Origin of the sequence: Vibrio sp. CK2-1, from assembly GCF_021726515.1 — a bacterium.
GTDB lineage: Bacteria > Pseudomonadota > Gammaproteobacteria > Enterobacterales > Vibrionaceae > Vibrio.
The window spans coordinates 415252-430143 of sequence record NZ_JAKKCJ010000003.1 but is presented as its reverse complement, the minus strand read 5'-3'; the positions used below and the strand labels follow the sequence as shown (position 1 = coordinate 430143).

10 protein-coding genes are annotated in these 14892 nt (G+C 42.2%); 5 read left to right on the top strand and 5 right to left on the bottom strand.

Annotated elements, in window-relative coordinates:
- Positions 1-7 precede the first annotated feature (7 nt).
- Both L3V25_RS10600 and L3V25_RS10595 read left to right on the top strand, forming a co-directional pair.
- Entirely contained in the window at positions 8-2359 is a 2352-nt protein-coding gene (locus L3V25_RS10600) for a YgiQ family radical SAM protein (protein WP_237295320.1), read from the top strand.
- A 137-nt stretch (positions 2360-2496) separates the two neighbouring features.
- Positions 2497-3411, top strand: a complete 915-nt coding sequence (locus L3V25_RS10595) for a pyridoxal-phosphate dependent enzyme (RefSeq protein ID WP_237295319.1) — start codon at positions 2497-2499, stop codon at positions 3409-3411.
- A 110-nt stretch (positions 3412-3521) separates the two neighbouring features.
- Here L3V25_RS10595 and L3V25_RS10590 read toward each other — a convergent pair whose 3' ends face one another.
- From L3V25_RS10590 to speA, 3 genes are all read right to left on the bottom strand, one after another.
- Positions 3522-4361 carry a 2OG-Fe(II) oxygenase family protein gene (locus tag L3V25_RS10590; RefSeq protein ID WP_237295318.1) on the bottom strand — a complete coding sequence of 280 codons (840 nt, stop codon included), beginning with the start codon at positions 4359-4361 and terminating at the stop codon, positions 3522-3524.
- A gap of 127 nt (positions 4362-4488) precedes the next feature.
- Positions 4489-5424: an agmatinase gene (speB, locus tag L3V25_RS10585; RefSeq protein WP_237295317.1), complete on the bottom strand. Its 936-nt coding sequence runs from the start codon at positions 5422-5424 to the stop codon at positions 4489-4491.
- 2 nt (positions 5425-5426) lie between these two features.
- Positions 5427-7340, bottom strand: a complete 1914-nt coding sequence (gene speA / locus L3V25_RS10580; protein ID WP_237295316.1) for a biosynthetic arginine decarboxylase — start codon at positions 7338-7340, stop codon at positions 5427-5429.
- Between the two features lie 256 nt (positions 7341-7596).
- Between speA and L3V25_RS10575 the strand changes: the two genes are divergently transcribed.
- The 3 genes from L3V25_RS10575 (at position 7597) to L3V25_RS10565 (ending at position 12574) form a co-directional block, all read left to right on the top strand.
- Positions 7597-9276 (top strand): mechanosensitive ion channel family protein, encoded by a 1680-nt coding sequence (locus L3V25_RS10575; protein WP_237295315.1) that lies wholly within the window; start codon positions 7597-7599, stop codon positions 9274-9276.
- A gap of 183 nt (positions 9277-9459) precedes the next feature.
- A complete protein-coding gene (locus tag L3V25_RS10570) occupies positions 9460-10923 on the top strand; it encodes a diguanylate cyclase (RefSeq protein ID WP_237295314.1) in 1464 nt (487 codons plus the stop codon).
- Positions 10924-11080: 157 nt separating this feature from the next.
- Entirely contained in the window at positions 11081-12574 is a 1494-nt protein-coding gene (locus L3V25_RS10565; protein WP_237295313.1) for a diguanylate cyclase, read from the top strand.
- Positions 12575-12698: 124 nt separating this feature from the next.
- Here L3V25_RS10565 and L3V25_RS10560 read toward each other — a convergent pair whose 3' ends face one another.
- Positions 12699-13532 (bottom strand): alpha/beta hydrolase, encoded by an 834-nt coding sequence (locus tag L3V25_RS10560; protein WP_237295312.1) that lies wholly within the window; start codon positions 13530-13532, stop codon positions 12699-12701.
- Positions 13533-13648: 116 nt separating this feature from the next.
- Complete coding sequence (gene prpF / locus L3V25_RS10555) at positions 13649-14881, bottom strand: 2-methylaconitate cis-trans isomerase PrpF (protein WP_237295311.1); 1233 nt, start codon at positions 14879-14881, stop codon at positions 13649-13651.
- Between the last annotated feature and the right edge of the window lie 11 nt (positions 14882-14892).

Sequence of the window (14892 nt, the reverse complement as noted above, 5' to 3'; positions counted from 1 at the left end):
TCATTTTATGTACAGCGACATCCAACAATCCACCAAGCCAACACCTATCGACCAGTATCCAAAATATTGGGCGGAATGTTTTGGTCCTGCGCCTTTCCTGCCGACCAGTCGAAAAGAAATGGATGCACTTGGCTGGGATAGCTGTGACATTATCATTGTAACGGGCGATGCTTATGTTGATCACCCAAGTTTTGGGATGGCGATCATAGGTCGATTACTGGAAGCGCAAGGCTTTCGTGTCGGTATTATTGCGCAGCCAAAATGGGAAAATAAAAACGACTTCATGAAGCTAGGTCAGCCGAATCTATTTTTCGGTATCACCTCTGGCAACATGGACTCAATGATCAACCGTTATACCTCTGATAGAAAACTTCGTCACGATGACGCCTACACGCCAAATAACGAAGGTGGCAAACGCCCTGATCGTGCGACTTTGGTGTACTCACAACGTTGTCGTGAAGCATATAAAGAAACCCCAATTGTTCTAGGTGGCATTGAAGCAAGCTTGCGCCGTATCGCTCACTACGATTACTGGTCAGATAAAGTTCGCCGCTCAGTTTTATTCGATGCCAAAGCCGACATTCTTCTCTTTGGTAACGCCGAACGTGCCTTGGTTGAAGTGGCACATCGCCTTGCCAATCAAGAATCAATCAGCGAAATGACTAACATTCGTGGCACCGCGGTGAACTTACCTGCAGTTCCAGAAGGCTTCACGGTGATTGACTCTTCACGTATTGAAAAACCAAGCAAAGCGGTCTTCGTACCAATTAACCCGTATGAAGTAGAAAGCAACTGCGATACTCAATCTAAAGATCAACAAGCGGAAGATGCTCAGAAAGCACAAGCTCAGCCGATTGAAATTCAGCCGCAGCAGATAAAGTTAGATCGCAAACCGCGTCATGATTCAAAAAGCACCGCGGTTCGCTTGCCACCGTTTGAAAAATTAAATAACGACCGAATTCTATACGCGCACGCTAGCCGTATTATGCACCTAGAAACGAACCCATATTCGGGCCGCGCTTTGATTCAAAAGCATGGTGATCGTGAATTATGGGTAAACCAAGCCCCTATCCCGCTTTCAACAGAGGAAATGGATTTTGTGTTTGGTCTACCGTATGCACGCCGCCCACACCCAATGTATGGCAAGGCAAAAATTCCAGCCTACGACATGATTAAAACCTCAGTAAATATCATGCGTGGTTGCTTTGGCGGTTGTTCATTCTGTTCTATTACAGAGCACGAAGGTCGTATTATTCAAAACCGCTCGCAAGAGTCTATTTTGAGTGAGATGGAAGACATTCGCGACAAAGTACCGGGCTTTACTGGCACAATTTCAGATCTTGGTGGCCCGACGGCAAACATGTACCGTTTAGGTTGTTCAGATCCAAAAGCAGAAGCTAACTGCCGTCGTCCATCTTGTGTATTCCCGGGTATCTGTAACAAGCTGAATACCGATCATCAACACACCATTGATTTGTATCGCGCTGCACGTAAAGTGCCGGGGATTAAGAAAGTGATGATCGCATCAGGCGTTCGTTATGACTTAGCAATTGAATCACCAGAATACGTGAAAGAGCTGGTTACTCATCACGTTGGTGGTTACTTAAAAATAGCACCAGAACATACTGAAAATGGCCCATTAAATAAAATGATGAAGCCAGGTATGGGTACTTATGACACCTTCAAGCAAATGTTTGAAAAATACAGTGCAGAAGCTGGTAAAAAACAATATCTGATCCCTTACTTTATCTCGGCTCACCCGGGCACAGAAGATGAAGATATGTTGAACTTGGCACTATGGCTCAAGAGCAACAACTTTGAGTGTGATCAGGTACAGAACTTCTACCCATCGCCAATGTGTAATGCAACCTCAATGTATTACTCAGAAACCAACCCATTGAAGCGTGTTAAATACAAACAACGTGAAGATGTGCCGGTTGCTAAAGGTGAACGCCAACGTCGCTTACATAAAGGCTTATTACGTTATCACGATCCAGCTAACTGGCCGATGATCCGTGAAGCATTAATTAACATGGGTAAAAAGCATTTAATTGGTGATAAGCCAAGCTGCCTAGTACCGGCTGAAGATGCAGTCGATACTTTAACACCAGCACAGCGTCGTAAATCAGGTCGCCATGGCGCGAACCGTTTTGCGACCAAACACACTGGAGCTAAAGGTCAACCGGGTTTAGGTGGTGAACGTCCACAAGGTAATGGTAACGGTAAATCGTCTGGTAATAACAAAAAGCCAGCAGGTGCTAACCGTAAACCCGCGGGACAAAACAAACCAAATCAAGGCAAAAACACTGGGTTTAAGGGTAAGCCCAAAGGCAAACCTGCGGGTAGTCGCGCGAGATAGTCTTAGAGCGTAACTCGTATTTCGAGCGCTACGCTTCTCGGTACTTGAAAAAGCAAAGCGTCGTTCGAGTTACGAGCCACGAGAAACAAAGTGCCCGAGCAACCTATACACTAGGAACTATAATCTCTCCACTGAGTATGAAGCTAGCCAACACCCCAATAACCCACCACACCTTCAACGGTCATCCTTTTTATCTAAAACGGGATGACCTGCTTCACCCAGAATTCTCAGGTAATAAAGCTCGTAAATTTATGGCGCTACTGGAAGATGACTTCCCAAATGTCACCACCCTTATTGGCTATGGTTCACCCCAGGCGAATTCGTTATACAGCTTGGCTGCACTGGCGAAACTCAAAGGCTGGCAATTGGAATTTTATGTTGACCATATTCCTAGCTGGTTAAAACAAAATCCGGTTGGTAATTATCAAGCTTCATTAGCACTAGGCGCAAAACTCATCGAGGTGAGTGCCCTTTCTTCCGCTCTTCATCCTAGTGATTACATCAAGCAAATTCGTCAGCCAGACGAGCAGTGTTTATTTGTTGAAGAAGGCGGTAGAAGCCCGATTGCTGAACGTGGAATTAAGCAGTTAGCGCAAGAAATCATTGATTGGAAAAGCGCGCAAGGCATTAGCGCCTTAACTGTTGCGCTACCATCTGGCACAGGAACCACTGCGCTGTATTTAATCAAGCATCTCAAGAAACATAATATTGATGTGATCACCTGTGCCTGTGTTGGCGGTACAGCGTACTTAACCCAGCAATTTGATAGCTTAAATGAGCCTTTGCACCCGACTATTCTTACAAAAAGTCTCACAACAGATGAAAAAGCAAAGCACCAATTTGGTAAATTATATGCGCAAGACTACCAAATATGGCAGCAATTAAAGCAACAAACCCAAGTTGAATTTGACCTACTCTACGACCCATATATGTGGCAATGTTTACAGCTATGGAGAGAGAGCCACCCAACCCAGCCACTACTGTATATCCATCAAGGTGGATTACTGGGTAATGTTAGTATGGAAAAACGTTATCAACGCAAGTTTGCCTAAGGTTGACCTAATAACCACCAATATCCAAGTAATAAAAAACCCATGGCTTCCTCTTTTTCAGATTCCGTCATAGGTTTTAGAAGATATATGGAAATTAGGTATATCTAGAATTAAATTAACCCTAATTCTCGTAGGCGCTCCATTAGGTAACTATGCGCGGTATAACGTTCAGAAAGCACTACATCCGGTTTTGCGTGTAAGAACAGTGGCAGAGAAATACGTGACTTCTCTTGACGCTCTCCAGTTGGGTTTATGACTCGATGCGTGGTAGATGGGAAATAGCCGCCCGATGCTTCTTGCAACATGTCACCAATGTTAATAATTAAATTTCCGAAGTCACAAGGGACATCTAACCACTCACCCTCTAATGTTTTCACTTGCAGTCCAGGCTCATTTGCCGCAGGTAAAATCGTTAAAAGGTTTATATCCTCATGTGCTGCCGCACGGATAGCGCCAGGTTCTTCATTACCAGTCATTGGTGGATAATGCAAAATACGTAATAAAGTCTTATCACTATCTTTAATCATTTCTGAAAGTGCGATTGAAAATTTTTCTTGAACCTCTTGAGGGGCATATTCTTCAACCCAACCTAATAACTGTTGAGCAAATGAATCTGCACGCTGGTAGTAATCTAAAATCTGAGCCTTTAAAGGTTCAGGGATTTGCCCCCAAGGGTACACATGGAAATATTCTTTAATATCTTTAACACTGTGGCCTTTTGCCATTTCAGACACTGAAGGAGGAAAATAACCATCTTGAGTATCGGCGTTAAAATGAAAATCATGTTTTTGTTCTGATAAGAAAAACTGTTGCCAATTTTCATAGATAGACTCAACCAACTCTTTAGGGATTGGATGATTTTTTAATACACCAAAGCCAGTCTCACGCAGAGATTTGACAAATAACTCAGCAGCATTATCAGCGAGATAATCGACGGTTTCTAATTTCATTGCAATTGCATTCTATCAATAGGAAAAGATGGGCGAATTCTAAGCAGCGACTCACACAAAAGCAATCGATTGGTAACAAAAGTCAAACAAAAATGCACAACCGTTCAATAGTTGTGCATTTTATCTTTTAGCATCTGAGGCGCTGTTGAGTCCAGAGGTACAATAAGTCCAGTGCGATGGTTGCCCCAGCCAAAGCAGTAATATCACTTTGATCATAAGCCGGTGACACTTCAACCACATCCATTCCGACCAAGTTGATTCCTTGCAGATTGCGCAGAATCTTCAGTACTTTATCCGATGTCATACCGCCACACACTGGCGTACCAGTACCCGGTGCAAAGGCGGGATCTAAGCAATCAATATCAAAGGTTAAATAGACAGGTTTATCACCCACTATCGCTTTGATTTTCTCTACAATATCTGCCGCCGATAAATCATTCGCTTCCATTGCGTTGATCACATTAAAGCCGTGACCTTGTTGCTTATATTCGGTGCGGATACCAATTTGTATCGAGTGCTCGCGAGAAATCAGCCCTTCTTTCGGCGCATGATAAAACATGGTGCCGTGATCATAACGACTGCCATTGCTGTAAGTATCAGTATGCGCATCAAAGTGAATCAATGCCATTTCACCATATTGTTTTGCATGAGCACGTAATAAAGGCAAAGTAATGAAGTGATCGCCACCTAAGCTTAATAACGTTTTTCCACTCGCAATGATTTCTGTCGCGGCCGCTTCTAAACGCTGCGTTAAATCTTCTGCGTCACCGCAATCAAACACCAAATCACCAGCATCCACCACATTGGTATGTTTGAATAGATTAAAATTCCACGGAAACTTTTTACTTTCCCATGCAAGATTGACTGACGCACGGCGAATCGCATCCGGCCCCATGCGAGCACCAGAACGTCCGGAAGTTGCCATATCAAACGGCACACCTAATACCACCACATCAGCCTGCGCTTCAACTGGGTTTTGCACCATAGGTCTGCGCACAAAACTCATTGAGTTGGAATACAGTGAGTAATCTGGTTTATTAAACAAATCATCAAACTTATTCATTGTTATATATCTTCCAAATAAGTGTATCCAGATAGCCCTTGCTCTAACTCTGCAAGGATCTGCTGTTGTTCTGAAGCATCAACACGGCTTGCCACCAGTTCGCGGTAGTTACGACGAATATCATCGACATCAATGTGCACGTAACGCAGCATGTCTTCTACCGTGTCACCTTCGTTAATCGAAACGATCTCCGGCTCACCTTGCTCATTCACATTCACCACTACCGAGTGACTATCACCAAATAGGTTATGCATGTCGCCCAAAATCTCTTGGTACGCGCCAACTAAAAAGAAGCCCATCAAATACGGGGTATCTTTATCCCAACGTGGTACTGGCAATGTGGTTTCAATGCCCTGACCATCGACGTATTGGTCAATCACACCATCCGAGTCACAAGTAATATCCAACATCACCGCACGCGTTTGTTCGACTTGATTCAAATTAGTCAAAGGCATTACTGGGAAAACTTGGTCAATTCCCCATGCATCTGGCAAAGATTGAAACAAGGAAAAGTTCACGAAAAACTTATCCGCTAAACGCTCATTCAATTCATCCATAATTGGACGATGGAAACGGTTGTTATTACTCAATTGACTACGCAACTCATAACAAATACGTAAGCACACTTGCTCCGCCCAAGCGCGATGCTGCAAGTTAATCACGCCAGTCGCAAATTGATTATGCGCTTCAGCTAAATCGCTTTGCGTATCGTTATATATTTCGATTAACGCTCTATCGTCAGTACCTTGCGATAAAATTTCCCAATTACGCCACATGTTATGTAATAGCGTTGGTGCTTCGGTTTCTGGCGCGAAAATCTCTTCGACTTTATAGCTTTCAGTACCAATAACATTGGTAATTAATACGGCATGATGCGCGGTTAATGAACGTCCAGATTCAGAGATAATCGTAGGTTCAGGCTGGTTATAAAGCTGACAAATATCGCCAATTGTTGACACGATATTGCGCGCGTATTCTGCCAAGCCGTAGTTCATCGAACTGTGTGATTGACTACGAGTTCCATCGTAATCGACCGCCAAACCGCCACCGACATCCATGTAATCTAATTGAGCACCGATATCACGTAGCTCACAATAGAAACGTGCCGCTTCACTAACCCCATTACGCACATCGCGAATATTGGCCATTTGTGAACCTAAGTGAAAATGCACCAGTTGTAGCGTATCAAGTTGGTCTTCGGCTTTTAGGCGATTGATTACCGTTAGTACTTGGCTAGCAGATAGACCAAATTTCGATTTTTCACCACCACTCGATTGCCATTTACCGGCACCTTGTGAAGCTAGGCGAATACGCAACCCCATACGAGGCTTAACCCCTAATGATTTTGCTTCCGATAGCACCAAATCAAGCTCAGATAATTTCTCTAAAACGATAAACACTTTATGTCCAAGCTTTTCACCAATTAAAGCAAGTCGAATGTATTCGCGGTCTTTATAGCCGTTACACACAATCACCGAGCTAGCTTGTTGAGCTAATGCCAGTACTGCCAAAAGTTCAGGCTTGCTGCCCGCTTCTAAACCCAATTGTTTATGCTCAAGTTCAGCCTGGCTGGCTAGAATCTCATCGACCACTTCTTTTTGCTGATTCACTTTAATTGGGTAAACCAACAAATAACGATTACTGTAGTTATATTCTTCAATTGCTTGATTAAAAGCATTACACACACTGTGCACACGTTGATGCAAAATTTGCGGAAAACGAACCAAAGCTGGCAGCGTTAAGTTTTTCGCTTCCATCTGTTTCACGATAGTACTTAATGGCACTTGTAAATGATCTTGGCCCGCTCTAGGCGATACCGTCATTTCACCTGCATCATTAATTCCATAAAAGCCTTGGCTCCAATGGCGTACATTGTAGTTAGCGCGAATTTGCTCAAGGTTCAAAGAGTTTTCCACATCATTACCTCACCGGTTACATTAAGTTTTAAAATTAAATCATAAGGTTAACGAAAGCTCTTTTATCCGGAGCTAACGCTAATTCACGCGCATTAACTTATAAAACGTAATATGAGTCCAATGAGAAAATTTTGTCGTTATCGAAAGTAAATTGAATGATTTTACTGAGAAATAACCATAAATAATCTAAGCCTGTTGCGTTTGACTAGAAGTCAGTAATAATAGCGACAATCGACAACATCAAGATGGTTTGCCCATGCGCTATTACTTAAACTTTATTCTAATTTTGCTTATCAGCTTTTCAGTACCCTCGTTTGCTCAATCAAGCGAAGAGTCATTAAGTAAATCCGAAATTAATCAAATCACTACGACTATGAAAGGGTTGGCAGACAGAGCCAAAACGTTAAAAGGTGATCGTTTATCTATCGTTCAATTAGAAATTTACAATATGAACGAAAGATTACGCCAAGAACTCAGTAATGCGATGGATCGTACTGACCATGATACAAAGTTTTTAACCGAACAAATTCAGTTGCAAACCAAGTACTACGATTTCTACCTGAAATATGTAGAGAAGAAATTAGACTCGCTACAAGATGATATTGAGCAATCAAGCAAAGAAGATCGCCTACTAAAACAAATCCCTTTAAATGAAATGCGCGTGGCGCAAGCAGTATTATATTCAGAGCAATATCAAAACTATGCTTGGCTACAAACTCTAGGGGTCAATGTTGATGAAAGCCTCAAGCCCTTTAAAGCTCGTTTAATTCAACTTGCTCACTACTCTTCCGCAGCGTTAAATTACGCCTTAACCCATCGTGAACTACTTCAAGGTCAACTTGATGGACTACCAGCCGGCCAAGCAGAACAAATCAACTTAGAATTGTCTTATTTAGAAAGAGACATTAACACCTACAGCAAAGCGCTCTCTAACCTAGTCGATACTGCCGATAATCTAGGGATCAGCACGGTAGAGTTAAGACATGAGTTATTTGTCGCTACTGGTGATATCACTCATGACCTACTCAGCTGGGCAGTACTCAAATCAACCTTTGCTAGCTGGGCAAACCAATTTACTGGTTGGATGCTATCGAATAGCCCAAGCATGATTTTCAATGTCTTCATGTTTATATTAATCATGGCGATTGCCAAAATCATTGCTCAATTTACTCACAAAGTTTTAAACAAAGCGGTGAAAGCCCCTCACCTCAAACTAAGTAATTTGATGCAGCAATTTATCGTTTCTATGTCGGTGAAATTGATATTCTGCGTGGGTTTACTTATTGCCCTTGCGCAAATTGGCTTAGATTTAACACCTGTCATTGCTGGTCTTGGTGTTGCCGGTATTATCATTGGTTTTGCGCTACAAGATACCCTATCCAACTTCGCTTCAGGCATGATGCTGCTCATCTACCGCCCATTTGATGAAGGTGATTGGATCAATGCCGCAGGCGTAGAAGGCACGGTTAGTCACGTAAGCCTAGTGAATACCACAATCCGAACCTTTGATAACGAAGTACTTCTTGTTCCAAACTCAAAAATTTGGATGGAAGTGATCATCAACCGTACTTACGAAAGAGTGCGCCGCGTCGATATGGTGTTTGGCATTAGCTATAGCGATTCTATTCCACAAGCAGAAAAAATATTTGAAGAAATTTTAAGTGCTGATGAACGTATTCTAAAAACACCAGCGCCAATGATCAAAGTTGATAATCTAAATGAATCTTCAGTCGACTTTATTGTTCGCCCTTGGGTAAGAACCGAAGATTACATGGATGTAATGCGTGATTGTACTCGTGAAGTGAAAATGCGCTTTGACGCAGAGGGAGTAAATATCCCATTCCCACAACGTGATGTTCACTTGCACATTAGCAACCCTGAAGCACTTGCTGCGGTAAAACAAACCACCTCAGAAAATAACAAGCACGACGCTTAAATCATTCAGCAGAAATAGATTACTCAAGCCCTTATTTAGCCTAGTTATCACTGGGCGATAAGGGCTTAAATTTATCTACTTTTCTTGTTCTATATCATCGATAATCTTGATCTAAGTAGCTTATCAATCACTCATTTCTGATATGATCCAGCTCACACTTTTGCGCTTGCTGGCCACCCCTTTATGAATAAAAAACCCCTATCCATTTTACCGATAGCGATCTTATCGTTCGTTATTATTGCCGCCATCGGTTATACCATTAGTCAGTTTTATAATGTCGAGAAACGATTAACTTATAATACCGAAGAAATTTTCCATAAAACGGTATATGCGAGCTACGACATCATTGATACAACCGTCAATGAATCATTAAAAAGCTATTTGCATGGTATCGCCTTTTCAATCTCCAAAATGCTGGATACCACTGAAAAGCTGCCTCTTAACCAAGCTCGATTAAACCAAACCTTCAAAGCATTTGTTAATCAAACACGTGTCGGTGAAGGCGGCTATATTTCTATTGTGAGCCCAGCAGGCAAGTTGATTTTTCACCCTTATGCCGCAGGAAAAGATATTTCTGAACGCGACTTTATTCAGCAACAACTCTCTCACGATGAAACATTTTTAGAATACGATTGGCAAAATCCCGGTGAAAAAGAAAAGCGTCAGAAAGTTGCCTATTCAATGAAGTTAGATGATGGCTTTGTGATCAACATTTCAGTTTATAAAGACGAAATGATGAACCTCATCGACAAAGAAGCCATGACACAAAAGCTCAAAAATTATAACTTTAGAAAGACGGGCTATGTTTATGTTGTCGACCGTAAAGGCAACTTTGTGCTGCACCCAACTAGCGAAGGAAAACCTATTCGTAGCTTGATCGGGGATAGTGCCGATGAGTTTATGCGTAAAGCTCACGAAAAAAGCGAAGGTCGTTTCACCTACCCTCTGCTTATGCCTGATGGTTCAACCGTCACTAAAACTGTGGCCTATAAATATTATCCGTATTTAGATTGGATTATTGCCTCTGGTATTTCTCAAGATGAACTCACTAAGCCAACAGACCTACTCTGGCATGGTCTAGCCATGGCGGTAATTTGCTTATTATTGATTATTGCGGGGCTTACTTATGGCCTGAATTCGCGCCATAAGCGTATTTTAATGATTGAGCGAAAAGACTTTTTAACTGGCTTAAATAACCGTCGCTGCGTGATGGAATACACCAAGATTCTGGAACAAAAAGAAGGTCTACCTTATTCGGTCATTATTCTCGATATTGATAAATTTAAAACAATTAATGATACCTACGGTCATGGTGAAGGCGATCTGGTTATCTTGGCAACCGCTAAAGTTTTAAAAGCTTTTGAATATTCAAAAATCATTGTGTCTCGTCATGGAGGTGAAGAGTTCTTGATCTTGATGGAAAATATGAATGTTCAACAGGCTTACTTACTGGCTGAAATTATTCGCCAACGAGTTTCTGAGATTTCTCACTTACAAAGCAATTTCACCATCAGTGCTGGTGTTTATGAAAGTTATATAGGTAAAGAGAAAATTAGCGAAGCGGTCTCTCACGCTGACCATGCTTTATATCGAGCCAAAGAAACGGGTCGAAATAGAACCGTCATATATCAACCAGAGTTTGATTAATATACTCAAGTGACTTGGGTATAACATAGGGTTATACCATAAGGGATAGATCTTAAAATAAGACCTATCCCTTTTTTTGTTATGAATAATTCAATGCGAAAGACAAAAAGTGGTACTATCTCACTTTAATTAATACAGTCTATAGGCACCGTGCGGCATGAACAAAAAGCCAATGATCATTACGTTGATCTTCGTTTTATCAGCTCTTATATGCTCATCCATTGGTTACACTGTCGTACAATTCTACAATGTAGAAAAACGCCTAACCCAGACCACGCAACATGTCTTTCATCAAACCGTTAAAGCCACTTATGACATCATTGATACCACGGTTAATGAAGCGATAGAGAACTATCTACGCGGGGTTGCCTTTACCGTTAAGGACGTAGTGACGGTTACACAAAATAAATCTTTGCATTTTAAAGACCAAAACATCGAACATGCTCTTGATGCATTAATCAATCAGATTCATGTTGGGAAAAGTGGCTATGTTTCTATTCTCAGCCCTAGTGGTATTTATCTCTCTCACCCTTTCTTAAAAAATACCGATGTTTCACACTTTGCCTTTATTCAGAAGCAACTATCCCAAGACTCTTCATTTTTAGAATATGAATGGAAAAATCCAGGTGATGAAAAGCCACGTCTTAAGGTCGCATTCTCAGTCAAGTTGCCCAATGGCAATGTGGTTTCCGCCTCCGCCTACAAAAGCGAGATGCTGTCATTAGTCGATCGTGATTTTTTAAAGCAAAAACTGCGTGAATATAACTATGGAAAAACCGGTTATGTTTACGTAATGAATAGCCATGGACAACTGATATTACACCCTACCAATGAAGGGCAACCCATTAGTACCTTGATTGGCAATAGCGCCAACCGCTTTATGGCACAAGCACTAAGCGATCATGAAGGTACGTTCACTTATTTACTGCACCCTCAGAATGGCCAAGAAGTCACCAAAACCGTTGCCTATAAATATTATCCATTTTTAGATTGGATCATCGCATCCGGTATTTCTACTGACGAATTAACCCACTCGACGACCTTATTATCTCATGGCCTATTGATGGCGGGAGTGAGCTTATTCCTAGTGATTGGCGCTTTAGTTGTTACCTTAACTTATCGCCATAAACGCCAACTTAGAGCCGAGAAAAAAGACTTCTTAACTGGGTTACATAATCGCCGTAGTTTTATGCAATACGCGAACTCTAAAGGCGCTAAACTGGATAATGGTTACTCTGTCATCATCCTCGATATTGACTACTTTAAAGCCATTAATGACACCTACGGCCACAATGAAGGTGACAATGCGATTAGAGAAACCGCCAATATTTTGAAGCAATATCAATCAAGACGAATCCTCGCTTCACGACATGGTGGTGAAGAGTTTGTACTTCTTTTGCAAAATATGAATCTACATCAAGCCTACTTATTAGCTGAACTTATTCGCTCAAAAGTCGCTGCTATTGATTGCCTACCAACTCAATTTACGATCAGTGCCGGTATTTATGAAAGTACAGAGGCTGCCACTCCTGTGAGCGAAGCCATCTCTTATGCCGATCATGCGTTATATCAAGCTAAACAAACCGGTCGTAATAAGGTTGTAAGCTACCAACCTGAGTTTGATGAAATGACTCACGGTAATAAAAACTAGTCGCGGTTAAACTAGTCGTGGTTAAACTAGTCTGAGCTAAATAAATAGCATTCCTGATCCTGAATATTTTTCACCATCAAGAATGCTTTAACATCTAGTTCTAAAGTAAATGTCTAGATTATATTTATCGATTATGCTCAAACAATCGGTCTAGCCAGGCTGAACATAAATCTCCCCAACACTGCACTTCCGGCTCTATTTTTAGCCCTGTACCGTCATCGGTTAAGGCATTGGCTCGCGAAATACCATGCGGTCCACGTTGAAAAATATGCAGCTCATAAGGCACGCCCTGATCATCTAGTGCGCTAGCAAATTTTAAGCTATCGGAAGCAGGTACAGATTGATCTTCGGTAGTGTGAAAAAGAAAGGTCGGAGGCGTGTGCGGCCCCACATTATGATGACAAGTGACCGTGGAAATCATCTGCGGATCATCAAATTTCTCACGCAGAATATTCTTTAAATTGGCTTCAATATTTAACTTCATCCAATCGGTAGTGATCACCGGATACGCCAAGACTAGTGCGTTAGGTTTATGCTCTTGCCCTTCTACACCGGCTAATTGCTGATATTCTTCACGATTCCACAAAGTACCAACGCTCGCCGCTAAATGCCCACCAGCGGAAAAACCAAGCAAGGCAATTTTATCAGGGTGAATATTGTAGTGCTGATGCTGCTGACGAACATGAGCAATCGCTTTAAAAGCATCGAGCATAGGTTGAGGAAATGCTGCGTGTTCTTGAATCGAATAGCGCAGAATAAACACGTTATAACCCTTGGCTAACCAAGAAAAAGCTACCGGCTCAGACTCCCTTTCGGATAGCATTTTATAGCCACCACCGGGGAAGATAATCACTGCTGGCAATGCCGTTTGATTTGGTAGTTCACTGCACTTAGGTTGAATATAAGAGGTTAAACTGACACGTTGATCATCTGAAAAATACACGACATCTTGCTGCATGTTTTATCCTTAAAATATAAATAATTTAAAGATACTACCAAAAGACATCGTGCTACCTAGTGATTTATCAATTGAATGTGAACCTGATAAACAATTCCGCTATTAAAATTCCTTTATTAAAACTGATTGGGCACGCGAACCCAGCCTTCCATTAATATCCGCGCACTGCGACTCATGCTGGCTTTTTCTATCTTCCAATCTCGCTCACCATTTTCAAGCAATGTATAGCTAGCCTTAGCGCCAATTTTTAAGCTGCCAGATGGGTGGCCAAACACCACAGATTCGCGCTCGCCACCACCAGCGGCAAGATTCACAATTGTACCCGGCACACTAGCGGCGGAACCAACCGCCACCGCGGCGGTGCCCATCATGGCGTGGTGCAATTTCCCCATTGATAACGCGCGGACTAACACATCAATATCACCGGCATTCACAGGCTGACCACTAGAAGTCACATAGTTTTTGGGCGAGCTAACAAAAGCAATTTTAGGCGTATGTTGCCGCTGCTTGGCTTGATCGACATGCTCAATTAAACCCATTTTAACCGAGCCATGAGCACGAATGGTTTCAAACATGGCTAACGCTTTTTCATCATTATTGATGTCATCTTGCAATTCAGTGCCTTGATAACCTAGTGCTTGAGCATCAATAAACATGGTTGGAATACCGGAATTGATAAAGGTAGTTTGAAAGCAACCTACTCCCGGCACGTCGAGCTCATCGACCACATTGCCAGTGGGAAACATCGAACCTTTACCATCAGCCGCTTCACCATCAGCTGGGTCTAGAAAATCGACTTGAATTTCTGCCGCTGGAAAGGTCACGCCATCAAGCTCAAAATCCCCGAGTTCTTGCACCTGGCCATACTGAATCGGTACGTGAGTGACTATGGTTTTATTAATGTTCACTTGGCGAATTCGAACCGCTAACCGCCCTTGCTTTGGAATGTGACTCTCATCAATTAACCCCATATGCAGCGCCATGGCACCGACACCAGAAGACAAATTACCGCAGTTGCCGCTCCAATCAACAAAAGGACTATCGATAGACACTTGGCCGAACAGGTAATCGACATCGTGATCTGGGCTATCGCTTTTGGATAAAATCACCACCTTGCTGGTGCTCGAGGTTGCGCCGCCCATGCCATCAATTTGTTTGCCGTACGGATCTGGACTACCAATTACTCTCAGTAAAAAGCGGTCTCGGCTTTCTCCGGCTTGTTGAACACTTGCAGGTAAATCCGCTAAGTTGAAAAACACACCTTTACTGGTTCCGGCGCGCATGTAGGTTGCTGAAACTTTTATTTGTTGCGTTTTAGATAATTGTGACACCGTCACCGATTGATTCATATTTAAAACCC

What these genes read in the sequence shown, in the direction of transcription:
- L3V25_RS10600 (WP_237295320.1), top strand. Translation starts at nt 8, where the DNA reads ATGTACAGCGACATCCAACAATCCACCAAGCCAACACCTATCGACCAG.
- L3V25_RS10595 (WP_237295319.1), top strand. Translation starts at nt 2,497, where the DNA reads ATGAAGCTAGCCAACACCCCAATAACCCACCACACCTTCAACGGTCAT.
- L3V25_RS10590 (WP_237295318.1), bottom strand. Translation starts at nt 4,361, where the DNA reads ATGAAATTAGAAACCGTCGATTATCTCGCTGATAATGCTGCTGAGTTA.
- speB (WP_237295317.1), bottom strand. Translation starts at nt 5,424, where the DNA reads ATGAATAAGTTTGATGATTTGTTTAATAAACCAGATTACTCACTGTAT.
- L3V25_RS10575 (WP_237295315.1), top strand. Translation starts at nt 7,597, where the DNA reads ATGCGCTATTACTTAAACTTTATTCTAATTTTGCTTATCAGCTTTTCA.
- L3V25_RS10570 (WP_237295314.1), top strand. Translation starts at nt 9,460, where the DNA reads ATGAATAAAAAACCCCTATCCATTTTACCGATAGCGATCTTATCGTTC.
- L3V25_RS10565 (WP_237295313.1), top strand. Translation starts at nt 11,081, where the DNA reads ATGAACAAAAAGCCAATGATCATTACGTTGATCTTCGTTTTATCAGCT.
- L3V25_RS10560 (WP_237295312.1), bottom strand. Translation starts at nt 13,532, where the DNA reads ATGCAGCAAGATGTCGTGTATTTTTCAGATGATCAACGTGTCAGTTTA.
- prpF (WP_237295311.1), bottom strand. Translation starts at nt 14,881, where the DNA reads ATGAATCAATCGGTGACGGTGTCACAATTATCTAAAACGCAACAAATA.